Below are 15,374 nucleotides of genomic sequence, written 5' to 3' on the forward strand. Positions count from 1 at the left end.
AAGCTCGGCGCCTGCATGGACGATGCCGAGCACGACGTGGTCGCCTACATGACCTTCCCCGAGCAGCACCGGGTCAAGCTTCACAGCACCAACCCGCTGCAACGCCTGAACAAGGAAGTGAAGCGCCGCGCCGATGTTGTCGGCATCTTCCCGAACCAGGACAGCATCATCCGCCTCGTCGGTGCCGTCCTGCTCGAGCAGAACGATGAGTACCACCTCCAGCACCGCTACATGGAGATCGAGGGCATGGCCGCCCTTGCCACACCCATAACCGAGGAGGCTCAGCCGCTACAGATTACACCCAAGGCCGCCTGAAAATGCAGCCCGATGGCCAGCACCGAAATTACACCACATTGACGGACGTGACCTCCAGGGGCACCTTGAGCTCCGCGCTCAAGCGCCTCTCGTGCACGCCGGAACCTAGATTCGGTAGCGAGAGGCTCCTGCTGGCTCAGGATGTATGAGGGCTTCTTTCCCAGCGTTGGGCGCTTGTGGAGCGGCGCATCGTTGATCCACCGCGTCAGCTCTTCGTACGCGATCTCCTCGTTCTCGGGCTTGCTGAAGTCGATGAAGATACGGCTTCCGTAGAAGGTGGGGACATAGGCGTTGCCAGCGTCGTCGACCTCGGTGACCAGCGCCGCATATTTGTTCTGGTCAGCCTTGCGGTAAATTTCCGGCGTCAGGATCTGTGTTTCGGTGCCGACGCCTCCAGCGCGCCCGTCCGACTTCTCCTTGTATACCCTGTCGCAGACGATCAGGACCTTGGTAACCTGTGGATCGGTGATCGACTGCTCCATGAAATGGATCGGGTCGTGGCCGGGCTTGAGGTCCCAGTCATCAAGGATGACGTAGACCCCATCCTCCATAAGACGTTCGGCCAGTCCGCGCACCCATGCCTTATGCTCCGGCGATGACCACGAGTAGGAGATGAATGCCTTCCGGTCCACCTGCGCCACATCCTCTGCTGACAACAACGCCTCCTCGATAGTTGAGCCAACGTGGTTAATCGCGAGGGATGGTCATTGCTAGCAGTACGGAAGCTGATTGCATTAGGCAGCGTGGCGTTGGGAGCGCTCGACCATCATGCTGTACAACGTGAACAGGGTGATTCGATCGACAGCGTCGAGTGCTGAAAGGTCGAGTTCAACAGACTGCAGCCGGGCCGTAATCTCGGCTTCGCTGCCCGCCCTGCTGCCGGCAGCCCATATTCCAATTGGACTCTTCAAGTCGACGCGAACCGCAATCCGTATCAAGACTACGCAGCAAAAATTCCAAGCGCTCCCAATTGTGCGCTGTGGCGGACGACAGAGCCTCTCTCAGGCTGACGCCATCGAAACCAGGTAGCTGATGAGATCGGCCAAGCGCGCCTTGTCGGGCGAGTATCTTATTGACCGCCCTTCGCGCACCGAGGTGACCAACCGGGCAGCCGACAGGATCGACAAGTGGCTGGACAGCAGGTTTGCAGGCATGCCCAGGGCTTCAGCGAGCTCGCCTGCGGATGCCTGCCCCCTTTCGACAAGGAGCTGAAAACAACGATGCCTGGTGGGTTGCGACGCTAATCTACGCCGCGAGTTGTGCCGGATGTTCTGACGACGGACAGGATTGGCAATCCAGCAAGTCCCGATACCTCCGACGTCGCTGCAAGGCGTGCGCGGGCTAACCAGATGTCGCGGGCCGGGCTGTTCGTAAGGCGGCCGTCCAGTCGTCCAACGAGCAACAGCGGGGCAGGGGAGTGGGGCACAAAACAGTCCTATCAACGATCTCAACCAAAGTCACTGGTTGGTTGGTCTTCGCGCTATCGTTGTATATCGAACATACGATAATTGCACTTATCATACATTCTGCTTCGCGTTGGAAAATCTTTGGACTGAGTAGCGCGGCGGAGCATTGGTGAACACGGGGGCAAAATCTAAACTCGGACGCACCTACTGTTCACGCGCCATATGGCCGATATTGTTGCGATGTCATCATGCGGGCAGTCCGTTCATCAAAGATAGTTATTCTCCGACGAGTTGCTGGCACTGCCGCCTACGCCAGACCGTGTCACGCACGCGCTGCCCCTTATCGAACACGACCTTATATTGGCACACCAAATAATTGCCTGAATTTTCCATCTTAAGCTGGAAATCATAATCCCACTCCCCCCGCCGCCGCTGGAGTGGGGCACCCAGCAAAGTCTGCACTTGTGCCTGCTCAAGACCGGGCGTGATGGTCGCGAAAAGCTTAGGTTCGGCAACGACACCATGGCGCACGAACGGCTCATGCAGTTGTCTAGGACCGATATGCACATCGCTATAGCTAAGCGCGGCCGGGTTGCTCACTCGGTCCACGGGATTGGTTTGTCGTGCGTGAGCGATGCCGCCCATTGTGGCGGTTTGAAGTGCGACCAGCACCGCTGCGACGGTGGATGAAGTCGTCATTTTGTCCATGATTTGATCCTTTCGTTCGTTCTCAGCGCTCGCGCATCGCCTCGCGCGCTTTATTCAGAGGCTTGGTCAAATAATCCCACACGGTTTTTCGACCCGTGCGGATGTCGGCTGTCGTCACCATACCCGGCGTGATCGGTAGCCGGCGACCGGCCTTGTCGGCCAGCACGTCGGAATTAGTCCGTAACAGCACGCGGTAATAGACAATCTCAGGTTTGATCTCGTCGCGCAGCGTGTCAGGCGTAATAGTTTCCACTTTGGCTTCCAGGCCGCCATAGATCGAATAATCATAGGCCGTCACTTTCACCAATGCGCTCTGCCCGGGGTGGATAAAAGCAATGTCGCGCGGAGAAATACGGGTTTCGACGAGCAGTTGATCGCCCATAGGCACCAGCGTCATCACCAAGCCGCCCGGCGCGATGACACCGCCGATCGTCGTCACGTCGAGGCTTTTCACGATGCCGCGCACTGGCGCGGTCAACGTCGTGCGCTCCAGCGCGTCCGCGCGTCCGCGTACGACCGATTCCAGCGACTTCACGTCAGCATCGGCCTTGGCCAGATCCTCGCGGCTCTTCACCATATAGCCCGAGCGTGCATCGTTGAGCTTCAATTCCAGATCGGCCACCTGCCGCTGCAAACGGATCAACTCGACGTTGCTCGCCGCACCACTGCTCATGAGTGACTGGGTAATGCCTAGCTCGCGCCTGGCCAGGGTGAGCGCCCGACTAAGACCGCTCACTGTTTCATTCAGACTGGCGCGCCGTGATTGGAACAGCGCCGTCTCCGTGGCTTTGAGCTGCGGCCACTTGTCCAACTCTGCCGGAAAGGCAATGCTGGATTTCCCTGCCACTTCGGCCTGCAGGCGCGCGCTCGCGGCCAAGGCCGCCCGATACCGCGCGGCAGTTTCCTCTACACTGGATTCGCCCCGCGTCGGATCCAGCTGCGCCAGCACCGCCCCCTTTTCAACAATCTGACCCTCGCGTACATTGAGTTTAGAGAGGATGCCGCCTTCGAGCGTTTGGATGACCTGCTCCCGCGAACTAGGAATAACCTTGCCAGTCCCGCTCGACACCTCGTCGATCTCGAAAAACCAGGCCCAGGCGAAGAAGACTGTCAGGAACAGGGCAACCATCCACACGATACGGGTCGAACGGGTCGCCCGCATTTCGTTATGGTCGGCCAGATCGGGCAGGCCCGGGCCGTTTTTATCGAGCACAACGCGGCGCAGGGCAGTCGTGATATGACCTATCATGCCTGCTCCCCTTGCTTCCGGGAGATCGAGGGAACAACCAGACGCGTCTTTACCGGCGCACTCGGCGGTGTTGGTTGAGGATCACCGCGAAGCGTTGCGAGAACCTGCTCCTTGGGACCGTCCATCACGATAGTTCCGCCATCGACGAGGATCACGCGCTCGACGGCATCAAGCGCGCCCATGCGGTGCGTTGCGATAATGAGCGTGTGCTCTGTAGGGAGCTGGCGCAGGCGTGCGATGACATCACGCTCGGCCAGCTCGTCCATAGCAGTGGTCGGCTCATCCAGCAGCAGCACGCGCGGCTCGCGCAGCAACATGCGAGCCAACAACACACCGTGCCGCTGACCACCGGACATACCCAGACCTCCTTCTTGTACGGGGTGGTCCAACCCTAGCGGAAGTCGTTGTACATAGGTCCACGCCCCCGACGCCTGCAGCGCCAACAGAAGCTGCTCATCGCTGGCAAGCGGCGCGCCGAGCTTCAGATTCTCGCGTAACGTGCCATGGAACAGACGGGCATTCTGCGTCAGCAGATTGACATCGCGACGCACGTCTGCGGGGTCGATATGGGAAAGTTCTACACCATCGAGCAGTATCGTTCCGCTCACCGGTTGCATAAGGCCCGACAACCCTTGGAGCAGGGTGGATTTGCCCGCGCCGTTGCGACCCAACACAGCGACCCGTTCGCCCGCGCGGATCGTGAGCGCCTTGACCGCCAGAGCCGGTGTTTCGCCATCATAACTGAAAACAGCGCCGTCCAGTTCGAAACTGCCCCGTAGAGCTGGGCGATGGACACGTGTAGTGTCGCGCGGATTGTCGATCGGCAGCTTCATTAACTGGTCGAGCGATTGTGCCGCGATCTTCGCCTGCTGCCACCGATTGAGGACGGTGGTGATCGACGAGAGCGGCGCGAGCATCCGGCTCACCAATATGCTCGCCGCGACGAGCACACCGGTGCTCATTTCGCCCATCATCACCGATGGCACGCCGAAGAAAATCACGACAGCGAATGCAGCGCCCTGCACCGTCTGCATCCAGTTATTGAGACGGTTAAGCAGATCGCGCAGCAGCAGGCCGGAATCGGCATTGACCGCGTTGTAATGATTCCACTGGTTCTGAAAGCGCTGTTCAGCCTGTAAGACCTTGATGTCCTCGATCCCTTGGACGGCCTCTACCAACATCGCATTGCGCAATGATGCTTCCCGCATCCCAAGCTGCGCCAGATCACGCAGCCTGCGCTGGGAGAGCAGACTGGGGATGAGCAGCAGGAAAAAGGCGGCCACCGGCACCACAACCAGCCAACCCGCGATGAACCAGAAGATAATACAGAAAAGGAGGAAAAAGGGCAGATCGGCCGCTGCGGCGATCGTCGTCGAGGTCAGCATGTCCCGGACGGGTTCCAGCTCGCGGATCTGCGAAATGAACATCCCCGTCGAGCGCGGCCGGGCGCTGTTCCGCACCCGCAGTGCATGACCGAACACGCGATCGGATATTCGCAGATCGGCCCGCTTGCCCAGCACATCGGTGATCCGCATCCGGGCGTCGCGCATCATCCAGGCGAAGATCAGCGACAGCATGACCCCGCCGAACAGCACATAAAGCGTCGGCATCGACTGCGCCGGCACCACGCGGTCATAGACCTGCATCGAGAAGATCACACCCGCAAGCGCCATCAAATTGGTGACGAGTGAAGCGATCAGGATGTGGGCATACGGCCGCCAATCGACTAGCACCAGACTGCGCAGCCAATGCGGCTCGACCGGCGTGATATAGTCGTCCACCCGCGCATCACGGGTCGATTGCAGCGGACGGAGGATTGCCAGTGATCGCACATGAGGCTGCAAGTCATGAAGGCGATGCGTGACTGTCGCACCGCTGTCCCCACTCAACGCAAGGGTAAGCCCCTCCTCGTTCATGGCAGTGACCACGGCCACCTGTCCGCCGTCCAATTCCAGAACGACCGGCAGACGCCAAGGGTTGAGATTACCCAATTGAGGCTGAAGCAGTTGCAATGACAAGCCGGCCTGCCGGGCCATCTCGCGAGCCTGCTCGACGACCGACGCCCGCTCACTCCAGTCTGCCGCGAGCCGGATATGCTCCGCCGAGGCATTTAGCTGGTAGTGCGCCGCGACAGACAAAACAGCGTCACGCCAACCCGTGCGAAGCCTTTCCGCGACAGCCCTCTCGCCGTCCTGTTTCGTCGTATCGGTTTCCAACGCCGCCGCCTCGTCCAGTGGGATTTGGCTATCTTCTTTCGTCATTCGCCCCTCCCGGAAATTAGGGGACCAACGTTCGGGCGAACATTCTCCAGTCCGAAGGTACTCCGCATCCGATCGCTAAAATAAAGGCACTGCGCGCCCAGACGGTATTGCATATGAGCTCCTTGAGCCTGGTCGATGCGGGCGCTGTTATATTCCTGCTCGGCGTTGAGCAGGTCGAGCAGCGTGCGCGTGCCCAATTGCAGATATTGCTGCCGATAGAGCGCCCGCGTGGCGTTGATGCTGTCCACACGGGTTGTCAGCACCGGCGCTCGCTGCGCCCAGCCATCAGCCTGTGCCTTGGCGTCGGCAAAGCCTTGCAACATTTCGAGGCGTGCCTGCTGAACAGCGTCCTCGTAGGCGCGAAGCTGATGAATGGCGCCGCGTTCTTGCGCCTTTACGCGTCCACCCTGATAAAATGGCATGGTAACATTGAAGCCGATCTGACCTGTGGTGCGATATTCGCCGTAGAGCCGCGAACCGTTAGTCAATGCGTAGCCGACGCTGCCATCGAGTGTCACGGTGGGCAGGCCCTCCGCCTTGGCTATATCCAGATCGGCACGCGCCTGATCGCGGCGAGCGCTCGCCATGCGCACGGCGGGCGTATCTTCTTCAACGCCATATCGACAGGCGGCGCCTTGAAGGATCGCCGGTATATCACCGGTAATCACCACAGGCGTAGTGCGTCCGGTGAGGTGCATCAGGGCGAGACTGGCACGCAGCGCCTCCGCTTCGGCGCCGAGCAATTGCGAACGCACAGCTTCCACGCGGGAATTGGCTTGCTCCACATCCGAGCGCGGCGTCGCTCCCTTTGCGACACGCTCAGCGACCAGCGCGGTGATTGATTGGACAGCGTCGAGTTGCTCGCGCGTGATCTGGACGAGAAGCTGCTGCAAATGCGCGTCGATCCAGGCCTGAGCCGTGTTCAAGGCCACTTCGTCGGCCGCCTGCTCGACCTGTGCCTCACTGGCGCGCACCCCGGACTGGGCCTTGCGGACGTCACCCGCGACCTTCCCGAAATCATAGACCATCTGCGACCCGCTCAGCTTGGCGGTGTAGATGCCGCGCGAATCGTAGCTGCTGTTCCGATAGCTGTTGAATTGATTTTCAATTCCGCCGGTGATCTGAGGCCTATAGCCGGCCCTCGCGGCATCGACGCCCGCACGCGCTTGCTCCACCTGCTCTCCCGCGCCCCGGATGCTGGGGTGCGTTTCCACGGCGGCACGCACGGCATCGGCCATGTTCAACGGACGATTGTCTGACTTTTGCGCCGCAGCCACGCCGCCTACCCCCATCACCAGGCAAATGGCTCCGACAAGATGCCATCCGGCAAACGGCGCGAGAAGAAGGGATTGCAGGCAAGCTGGTTGCCTATGAGATGATTCTTTTCGAAGCATTACACAACTCAGGCTTGATACCGGCGCTGCCAGCCATCATCACTTCCGCCGCACGCTGAACTGGGCACGCGGCCTGCTCTTCTCGGGGGAAGGGCAGGCCGCGCATGTCACTTCAAGCCGCGTAGGACACATGGTTATTGTTATAGATGTCTTCATCAATCAGCAGTGTGACGCCGGCTGAACTGGTGTAGGTGACGTGATGATCCGTCACGACGCCGTTTGTGCTCCACTCGGATGCGCTCGACAGCACCACAGAATCATCGCCATCGCCATTGATCGTCAGCTTTCCGCTGTTCGATCCGGTGATGTTCAGTACGTCCGCGATCGACAGGCCACCGGTGATGCTGTTGGCACCCGTCGCTGACAGATCGACGACCTCGATGTTCTTTAGCAGGCCGGCAAGGTTGCCATGAGAGACATCCTCGCCATAGCGCAGCGCCACCGTATCGGTACCAGCCCTACCGTTGATGGCATGGCCGTCCCAGATGAGGCTGTCATTGCCTGGCGTCGCCAGCACCGGCGCCACCGCCAGTGTCATCGTATCCGACACATGGGCGGATTCGGCGCCGTTGGCGCTTTCGACCGTCCATGCTGTCACGGTTACTTGCGTTCCGGCGGTTCCGCTATCCTGATCGGTAAGCGCCGACGCCGCTTGCACAAAGCCAAGCGTCTCCAAGGCATCCTGCGACAAGCCGGTGATGGTGTAGGTGTCCGCTGCCTCGTCGTAGCTAACTCCCTCGATCAGAGCATCGCCCATGTAGAAGGCTGCGTATTCGCCCAAACCCTTGATCTGAAGCGTCGTCGTTTCTGTGCTGCCATCCGCAATGGTCGCCAATGCGGCCACCGGATCGGCCATCGACGCATTCAGATTAAGGTCGATAATGGCGCCTGCCCTGCCGAACGACAGGGTCGGATCGATCGTCAGGCCGTTGGCGACGGGTGTCACTGTCACCGTTCCTAGCGGTACGGTGTCCACCGTGGTCGTGGGCAGGCTGGCCTCGCCCGATTCAACCCCCAATGCGAGGTTGGACAGCTCGCCGCTCCAATGGGGCGGCGGCAGAATGGCGACATAGGCCGGTAGCGAGCCGTCGGCGGACAGCACCCAGGTATTGGTGCTGCCGTCACCACCCGCGTTCGAGGCCTGCGCCGCCAGCGTCGCGTCACCGGCATTATTGCCTACATAGAGCAGAAATCCGACCGGCAACCCTGACAACAGGATCGTTTTAATCGTCTCCGAACCGTCATTGTCGTTCAGTGCCACGGCAAGGCCAGCCAAGGCAATGGCATGGCTCTTGTCCGCCGAAAGCGGCTCTAGGCCCCCTGTGGCCTGGCTTTGCACCGCCACGCCATTGTTGATGATGATAACGTCGGCAGTGCCCGCGCCTGAGGCCGCCTCGATATTGCTCGCGCCGGTCTCCTGCGTTTGCGCCCAGGCAGTGAAGGTTACATCGCCCGGCTGAAGCACGGCGCCGCCTGGCAAGGTGTAGGTGAGTTCGACCGAACCACCCGCCGTGCCGACATCGATCACGTAATAATCCCCGTCCGGCACGCCCGCCACACCGCTGATCGAGCTCAGCACCAGCGTATTGCCCGCCCCATCTGTCACCGCGCCACCATCATTGCCGTGGGTGGAAACCTGCACGTAGAGCTTCCCATCGACGATCCGGCCAAAGGCTCCATCGATGGTATCCTCGGCGGTTATCGTCGCGGTCATCGCGGTCGCACCTTCTCCAATATCGCTTGTTACGACCGTGATGGCAGCCTGATCGGTCATCGGCGTGATCAGCATGTCAGCGCTGGTGTCAGCCTCGACGCTGGTGCCGCCGACGGCTGCAGCCGTCAGCCTTGCGTCGAAACGGAAATCGGCGTTGTTGTCGTTGCCATTTGCCGGGGGCATGATGGTTATGCCAGCCAGCAGACTATCCAGTGCCGTTTGGCTGTTGCCGCCTGCGGATACCGTCACAGTAGCGGTCCAGGTTGGCACACCATTGATCGTGGTCAGGATCATTCCGTTGACAGTCGATCCCGTCGGCAGATCGGTGATTGTGACGGTATAGCTGTAGGCCGTCGTCGCGTCAGGCGTGGAAACAACCGCATCGATCACGCTGCCGAGCGTGAACCCGGTGTCTTCGGTGCCCACTGCGCCATTATAGCGCCACTCATCAATGACGGGCGGTGCATAGGGTTCGCCATCGGCCAGGTTCAGCACCAGATGCCAATTGACTGAATCAGTCTGGATGCTGGCAGGCGTCGTCGCCGACTGGCCTTCATCCTGTGCCAGAACCGTCATTCTGATGTCGGATGCGTCGTTACCCGCACCCTTGCCGACAACAAACTCGACTGGCACGTCGATGCCGCCAGTGCCGATCGATTTGGCGCTGACGCCTTCATAGACGAGGAGCCAGCTGCCGGCGCCGATCTGCGAAGCGCCCGTCACGGTCACACCATCGGGCACGCCTTCGATCAGGACGCGAACCAGATGCTCGCTGCTATCGCTATCGTCCGAGGCAACATGCAGATTGACGGTGACCGAACCGCTCTGGGTAACCGTGGCAGTGTCCGGCACGGCATCGTCACCCGGCACGGCATCGACCGCCGTGCCCGTCGCCGTGACCATCGCGATATCGGTTATCGAGGCATCGACCGCATCGGTGACCGGGGTCGCTGTCAGCGCGAGCGAGCCCGCCTTGATCTCCGTAACGGCCGAAAGCGAGCCATCGCTCGACGGGTCGGTCACTTCGTAAAGGAATCTCAGGGCCCCCAGATCGCCGGCAAGATTTGGCGCGCCCATAGCCCCGAGGTTCGCCACATCGGCGGTCGGGATGACGAAATAGGATGCTCCACCGATTGTCGTGGTGGCTAGCCCCGCTGCGGACAGCTCCGTGCCGCTCAGGTGAAGCGTGTAGTCAGCGCCACTGGCATAATCCACCCGCACATAAGCTTTGCCCAGCACCTCGTCAGTATCGCCATTCTGGTGGACGATAGCGAGGTTCAACGGCGTAATCTGATCCTCGGCCAGCGTGGCGCTGGTGGTGATCGTGCCTTCGGGCGACGGCGTGACCGTAAAGCTCACATCAGTCAGGGTCGCCGTGCGAGAGTCCCCATCAACCTCGGTCGTAACGCCCGCTACCTTCAGATTCACCGTGCCGCTATAGTTGGAGGGCAGGACGATCGAGACATCGGCGAGTTTGTCGGCCGGAACCATCCACACGCGCTCTGCGCCAACCCCAGACACAACCGTCGTTGCGCCGGTAAGCGAGAAGCCTTCAGCAAGCCCCGTGATACGCAAGGTAACCGTTTCCGAACCGTCGTTGTCGGGGGACGTGACACTGGTCACCACATCGGAGAGCGCCACCTTATGGCCGCCGACGCTGTCCAGCGCCGATTCAGTCGCACTGTAGCTTGTGGCTGGCAGCGTCACCATCGCCGTATCGGCGACACCCGTGACGGAAACATCGATCGTTCGGGATACCGGAGCCGATGTTGAGGTGCCGTCAACCGATACCGCGCTCACCGTCAACTGGAAGTTCTCATTGCTGTTGGGCGGCGGAGCAATCGTCATCGGCGTACTGTTGCTGAAGTTCGCGATGGTGACCGAACCGCCGACGATGGTCAGCGGCGTGCCGCCATAGACGATCGTCGCACCCGCCGGGATTCCCGAGATGGTGACATTGAACGTCTCCGACGCATCAGAGCTGGTCGTCTTGATCGCCAGCGGAATGGCGGCGTCCTCAAGCCCCACCACGCGACCATTGAGCGCCATTGTCACTGCGTCGGCAAGTGGATCGAACCTGACCATGGTGAGGGTCGCCTCGCCGGAAATAGCCACGCTCACGCCCGAGGCACTGATGTGCGGCGGATCGAGCGGCAACAGGGTTACATCTGCATCATCGTCATAATCGACGGTTCCTGCCTGCACGCCGATCGTCAGCGTTCCCGCCACATCGAGCGGCAATTTCACTTGCAGCGTGTTCAGATACTGCTGAGGGACCCAGATCGCCTCGCCAATATAGGTCTGGGTCTGCCAGGTTACGCCGCCATCGGTCGAGTAACGGAACTGCGTGCCAATGACGCTGTCGCCCGGCGTATCGGATTGAAGCGTTGGCGAGAGCACAGCGTAGGTGAACTCGTCCGGGTCGGCATTGGACCACGGTGTCTGCAAATCATACCCGCCGCCAATGTTGGTGGCATTGGTGTAGTTTGTGCCCAGAGCAAACCAGTTGTCCTCCTGACCGGCCACCGAATAGACATGGTCGCCGACCATCGAGACATCAAAGATGCTGTCCCCGTCGCTGTCCTGGCCCACCTGCTCCGCGATGGGGGTGACAGTCACCTTGACGTCGCGGCTGACTGTCCGCGTATCGCTGACAGTCGCTCCGTTCACTGTGTTGCTGTCGGTCGTGGTGATCGATAGCGCGATGGTCGTGTCCGCGCTGCTGTGCGCTGGCGGCTTGATGGTGAAACCATCGAGGATCGCTTCACGTTGGGCTTCGGTCAGGCTGTTGTCGAAGGTGATGGTCGCGGCCGAGCCGGAGAGATTATAGCTCCACCCCGCCGAAGCTGTAGGCTGCGTCACCGTCCAGCCTGTCGGCACGGTGAACGCGACTGAGTCGATAGCTTCTGAACCCGTTCCTGCATCAGTGACGGTCACGCCCGCCAGGAATGCGACCGCGTTATCCTCTACCGTCGTCACGTTGCTGGCCGTGACGTCGCCAGCGACTGGAGTGACGTGCAGATTTAGCGTCACTTCGCTCGTCAGCGTAGCCGGGGTGCCCGCCGAATCTCCATCGGTATCGCGCGTGTTCAGCGTGATCTTAATGCCGTTGATATCGCCGCTGAAATCAGCGGGTGGCTTGATCGAGATCGCGGGGGTAGCCGACAGGCTGGCGCTTTGGGCGGATGTCACCGAACCAGAAGCACCTGCCGTATAATTGGTGCCGTTGATCGTGACGATGGTTCCCTGCGGAACACCGCTGACGGTATAGGAATAGCGCTCGCTGCCGTCCTGATCGGTAGTGGCGTTGCCATCGGTGTTGTTCCGCGCCGCAGCCAGGAAACTCGACAGATTGATCGCGCCATCCTCGGCGAAGGTCAGATCCGCGTCACTGGCATTGAGCGTCAATGTCGCGCCATCGGTCACCGCCTGCACATCTACAGTGATGGCCTGTGTGCTGGTGGCCCCGTTCACGCCCGGACGGATCACGCCCGCCGCATCGACCTCATAGCTGGTCGCGCCGACCGTAACGGTGAAATTATTCCCGCGTTCGGGCGACGGGTTAGCAACCAGCGCCTCAAATTCGGCCTTGGTCAGATAATAGACGCCATTGGCAGGATCTTCGGACGGAACACCGCTTATGTGATCTATATCGGTGAGGACGACCGTGATCTTCCCGCCGACCGGAGTCAGCGTCGTCGCGCCGGTGGACAGCGTGACGCCGGTCGCCCCGGTGCCGCCGATTGTCAAGGTGATCTCCCCGATGCGCTCGGGATAGTCGTTGTTGCCAGTCCCCGTGCCGGTGTCGGTGATGCCCGGGGCTTTCAGGCCCAGCGACACCGCGACATCTTCATTCGTGCTTACGGTCTTGTTCGCTTCTAAGCTCGGGGCGTCGGCGACCTTGGTGATCGCAAAGTTGAGCGCCTGGGTGATCGATGCTGATCCGCCTCCTGACTCGGCAATTGTGTAGGTGACAGTCGGAACATTGCCCGCATAGTTAGAAGCGGGCGTGAAATCGTAGCTGCCGTCTTCCTCGATAGTTAGCGTACCGAGCGTGTTGCCGTCCGCATCCCTAAGCGTGACTGTATCGCCGGGCGTATAGCTTTCCGACGTTCCATTGCCATCGGCGTCGACTTGGAAACTTGTCAACTTAAGGACATCATCTACATCCGAGACATAATCCTGCAACGTACCGCTCACGCTGCCGTCTTCAGTCAGAGTGACTGTGGCGCTGCCCGTGCCCACAAGGTCATCGTTCGAGCCGCTGACGGTGACGATGATGACCTGGTCGCTATAAGCGCCGAACTCGTCTCTTACGCGCGCAGTAAAGGTTTCCTGCCTGACGTCATCGTCATTGAGCGCCTGGGTGGCTGCGCGGGTGTTATCGAGGATATAAGTCCACGCGCCGGTGGTGGGGTCGATCGCGATCGTGCCGTACGCGCCATTTGCACTACCCGTAATGCTCCAGGCCTGCGTCGCGCCAGTGTCCACATCAGAAGCGGTAAGCGTCCCTCCGGCCGTATTCGGCACGCCCGGATTATCGGTCCCTTGTTCGGTCACCGCGCCAAGCGCTGCCGACGGCACCGAGGTGATGATCGGCTGGTCGTTCGTCCCCGCCACCCTGATAGTCAGAGTGCTGGTGCTGGTCGCGCCGTTGACGTCCACCACAGTGTAACTGAAGGTCTCAGTCGCGGTTACGCCTTGCCTAAGCGCTTGCGTCGCGGCCAGCGTGTTGTCGAGCGTGTATGTGAACGTCCCGTTCGTGCCGAGAACCAGGGAGCCATAGTTGCCGGCGAGGGCTGAGCCCAATGTCCCACCTGAGCCGCCGAAGCTTACCGCGGCGACCTGCAAGGTGGCCTTCTCACCGTCATCGACGTCGGTATCGTTGGTCAATACGTTGCCCGTCGCGGAAGCGGTGCCCGCAGTGGGCGTGTTACCGCCGTTGAGCACGCCAGATTCCGTGACGTTACGGCTATCGACGACGGCTACAGGCGAATCGTTGGTGCCGGTGATGGTAATGGCGACCTGGCGTGTATCCGTACCGCCCCGGCCATCGCTGACCTGCACAGTATAGGTCAGCGGAACTATGTCGCCCTCATTGAGCGCTTGCGTCGCCGGAAGCCCGTTATTGAGCGCATAAGTCCACGCGCCAGTTGTCGGATTGATGCTGAACGTGCCGTAAGCGGTGTTGGGAGTGCCGACGACACTCCAGGTCAGCGCGTCGTTCTCCACGTCCGAAGCGGTGAAGTTGCCCGATGCGCTCGGAGTACCCGGCACCGCAGCGCCACTGTCAAGATTACCCGCCTCGACAACCGCGCCCGATTGACCTCCACCGGCGATCGTCGGAGCATCGTTCACCGGCGTCACGGTGATGACGAGATCGGCTGTGTCGGTTCCGCCTTCGCCGTCGCTGACCGTGTAGGTCACCGTCGGCACAGTGCCGTTCCAGTTGGGCGCGGGCGTAAAGGTGTAGACGCCTGGGGTCGAGAGCGTGAACGTGCCCACGCCTGCGATCACCGCGCTATCGCCGGCAGCATAGGCTGTGCCGCCGATAGTGAACGCCGTCACCTGCAGCGTGTCACCATCGGGATCGCTGTCGTTGGTCAGTACGTTTCCGCTGACCGGCGTGTCCTCGAGCGTGGTGCTCGCATTGTCGCCGGCGGTCGGAGCCGGATTGGTCACTGCCCAGGTGAAGGTCTGAGCGGCTGTCCCGCCGTTACCGTCGTTCGCAGTCACCGTCACGGTGTACACACCGCCCGCGCCACCCTGGCTGGCCGAACGATCGACCGTGCCGCCAATGATCCCGGTGATCGGGTCGATCGTCAGCCCCGCCGGCAGGCCGCTGGCGCTGTAGCTTAGCGTATCGCCGTCCACATCGGCGAAGAAGCCCGACACGTCGAGCCCGGCTATGGTCTCGGCATCGATATCGGCTTGGTTGCCGATCGTGCCTACCCCCACCGGAGGATCGTTCACCGGCGTGACGGTGATGTTCAGGGTCTGGGTAAGGCTCACCCCCCAGGCCGGGTCGGTAACCGTGTAGGTCAAGCTGTCCGGGGCGTTGTAGTTGCGCGCCGGCGTGTAGGTGTAGGTCCGGTCGGCATTGACCACCACCGTGCCATGGCTCGGGTCGCTCGCGTTCGCGAACGTCAGCGCGCGCCCGCTGGTGGTGCTGTCGTTGGTCCCCACCGTGCCGCTGACCGGCGTGTCCTCCGCCGTGCTCGCGCTGTCGTCAGCCGCCGCCAAGTCCGTCACCCGCGTCACGCTGATGTTCACCCTCTGGGTAACGCTCTCGCCCGAGGCCGGGTCCGTCACCGTGTAGGTGAAGCT

The 15,374-nt window shown here is 61.1% G+C and carries 8 protein-coding genes; 1 reads left to right on the top strand and 7 read right to left on the bottom strand.

All coding sequences use genetic code 11. The features are described 5' to 3' along the window. A partial coding sequence (locus tag AC13EK_RS17770) for a transposase (RefSeq protein ID WP_483022298.1) occupies positions 1–315 on the top strand: 315 nt, incomplete at its 5' end. Here AC13EK_RS17770 and AC13EK_RS17775 read toward each other — a convergent pair. The 7 genes from AC13EK_RS17775 to AC13EK_RS17805 form a co-directional block, all read right to left on the bottom strand. After that, positions 282–971 (bottom strand): SEFIR domain-containing protein, encoded by a 690-nt coding sequence (locus AC13EK_RS17775; RefSeq protein ID WP_483022299.1) that lies wholly within the window; start codon positions 969–971, stop codon positions 282–284. The genes AC13EK_RS17770 and AC13EK_RS17775 overlap by 34 nt on opposite strands. 345 nt (positions 972–1,316) lie before the next feature. Then, entirely contained in the window at positions 1,317–1,766 is a 450-nt protein-coding gene (locus AC13EK_RS17780; protein WP_483022300.1) for an ArsR/SmtB family transcription factor, read from the bottom strand. A gap of 231 nt (positions 1,767–1,997) precedes the next feature. Next, positions 1,998–2,429, bottom strand: a complete 432-nt coding sequence (bamE, locus tag AC13EK_RS17785) for an outer membrane protein assembly factor BamE domain-containing protein (RefSeq protein WP_483022301.1) — start codon at positions 2,427–2,429, stop codon at positions 1,998–2,000. 22 nt (positions 2,430–2,451) lie between these two features. Further along, positions 2,452–3,678, bottom strand: a complete 1,227-nt coding sequence (locus AC13EK_RS17790; protein WP_483022302.1) for a beta-barrel domain-containing protein — start codon at positions 3,676–3,678, stop codon at positions 2,452–2,454. After that, the gene (locus AC13EK_RS17795; RefSeq protein WP_483022303.1) at positions 3,675–5,939 is read right to left on the bottom strand and encodes a type I secretion system permease/ATPase; all 2,265 of its coding nucleotides are present in this window, start codon (positions 5,937–5,939) and stop codon (positions 3,675–3,677) included. Before AC13EK_RS17795 ends, AC13EK_RS17790 begins: the two co-directional genes overlap by 4 nt. After that, positions 5,936–7,231, bottom strand: a complete 1,296-nt coding sequence (locus tag AC13EK_RS17800; RefSeq protein WP_483022304.1) for a TolC family outer membrane protein — start codon at positions 7,229–7,231, stop codon at positions 5,936–5,938. The genes AC13EK_RS17795 and AC13EK_RS17800 overlap by 4 nt, the downstream gene beginning before the upstream one ends. A 214-nt stretch (positions 7,232–7,445) precedes the next feature. Further along, entirely contained in the window at positions 7,446–15,290 is a 7,845-nt protein-coding gene (locus AC13EK_RS17805) for a beta strand repeat-containing protein (RefSeq protein ID WP_483022305.1), read from the bottom strand. Positions 15,291–15,374: the final 84 nt, after the last annotated feature.

The sequence above is a fragment of the Sphingobium sp. L-44 genome (assembly GCF_056859495.1).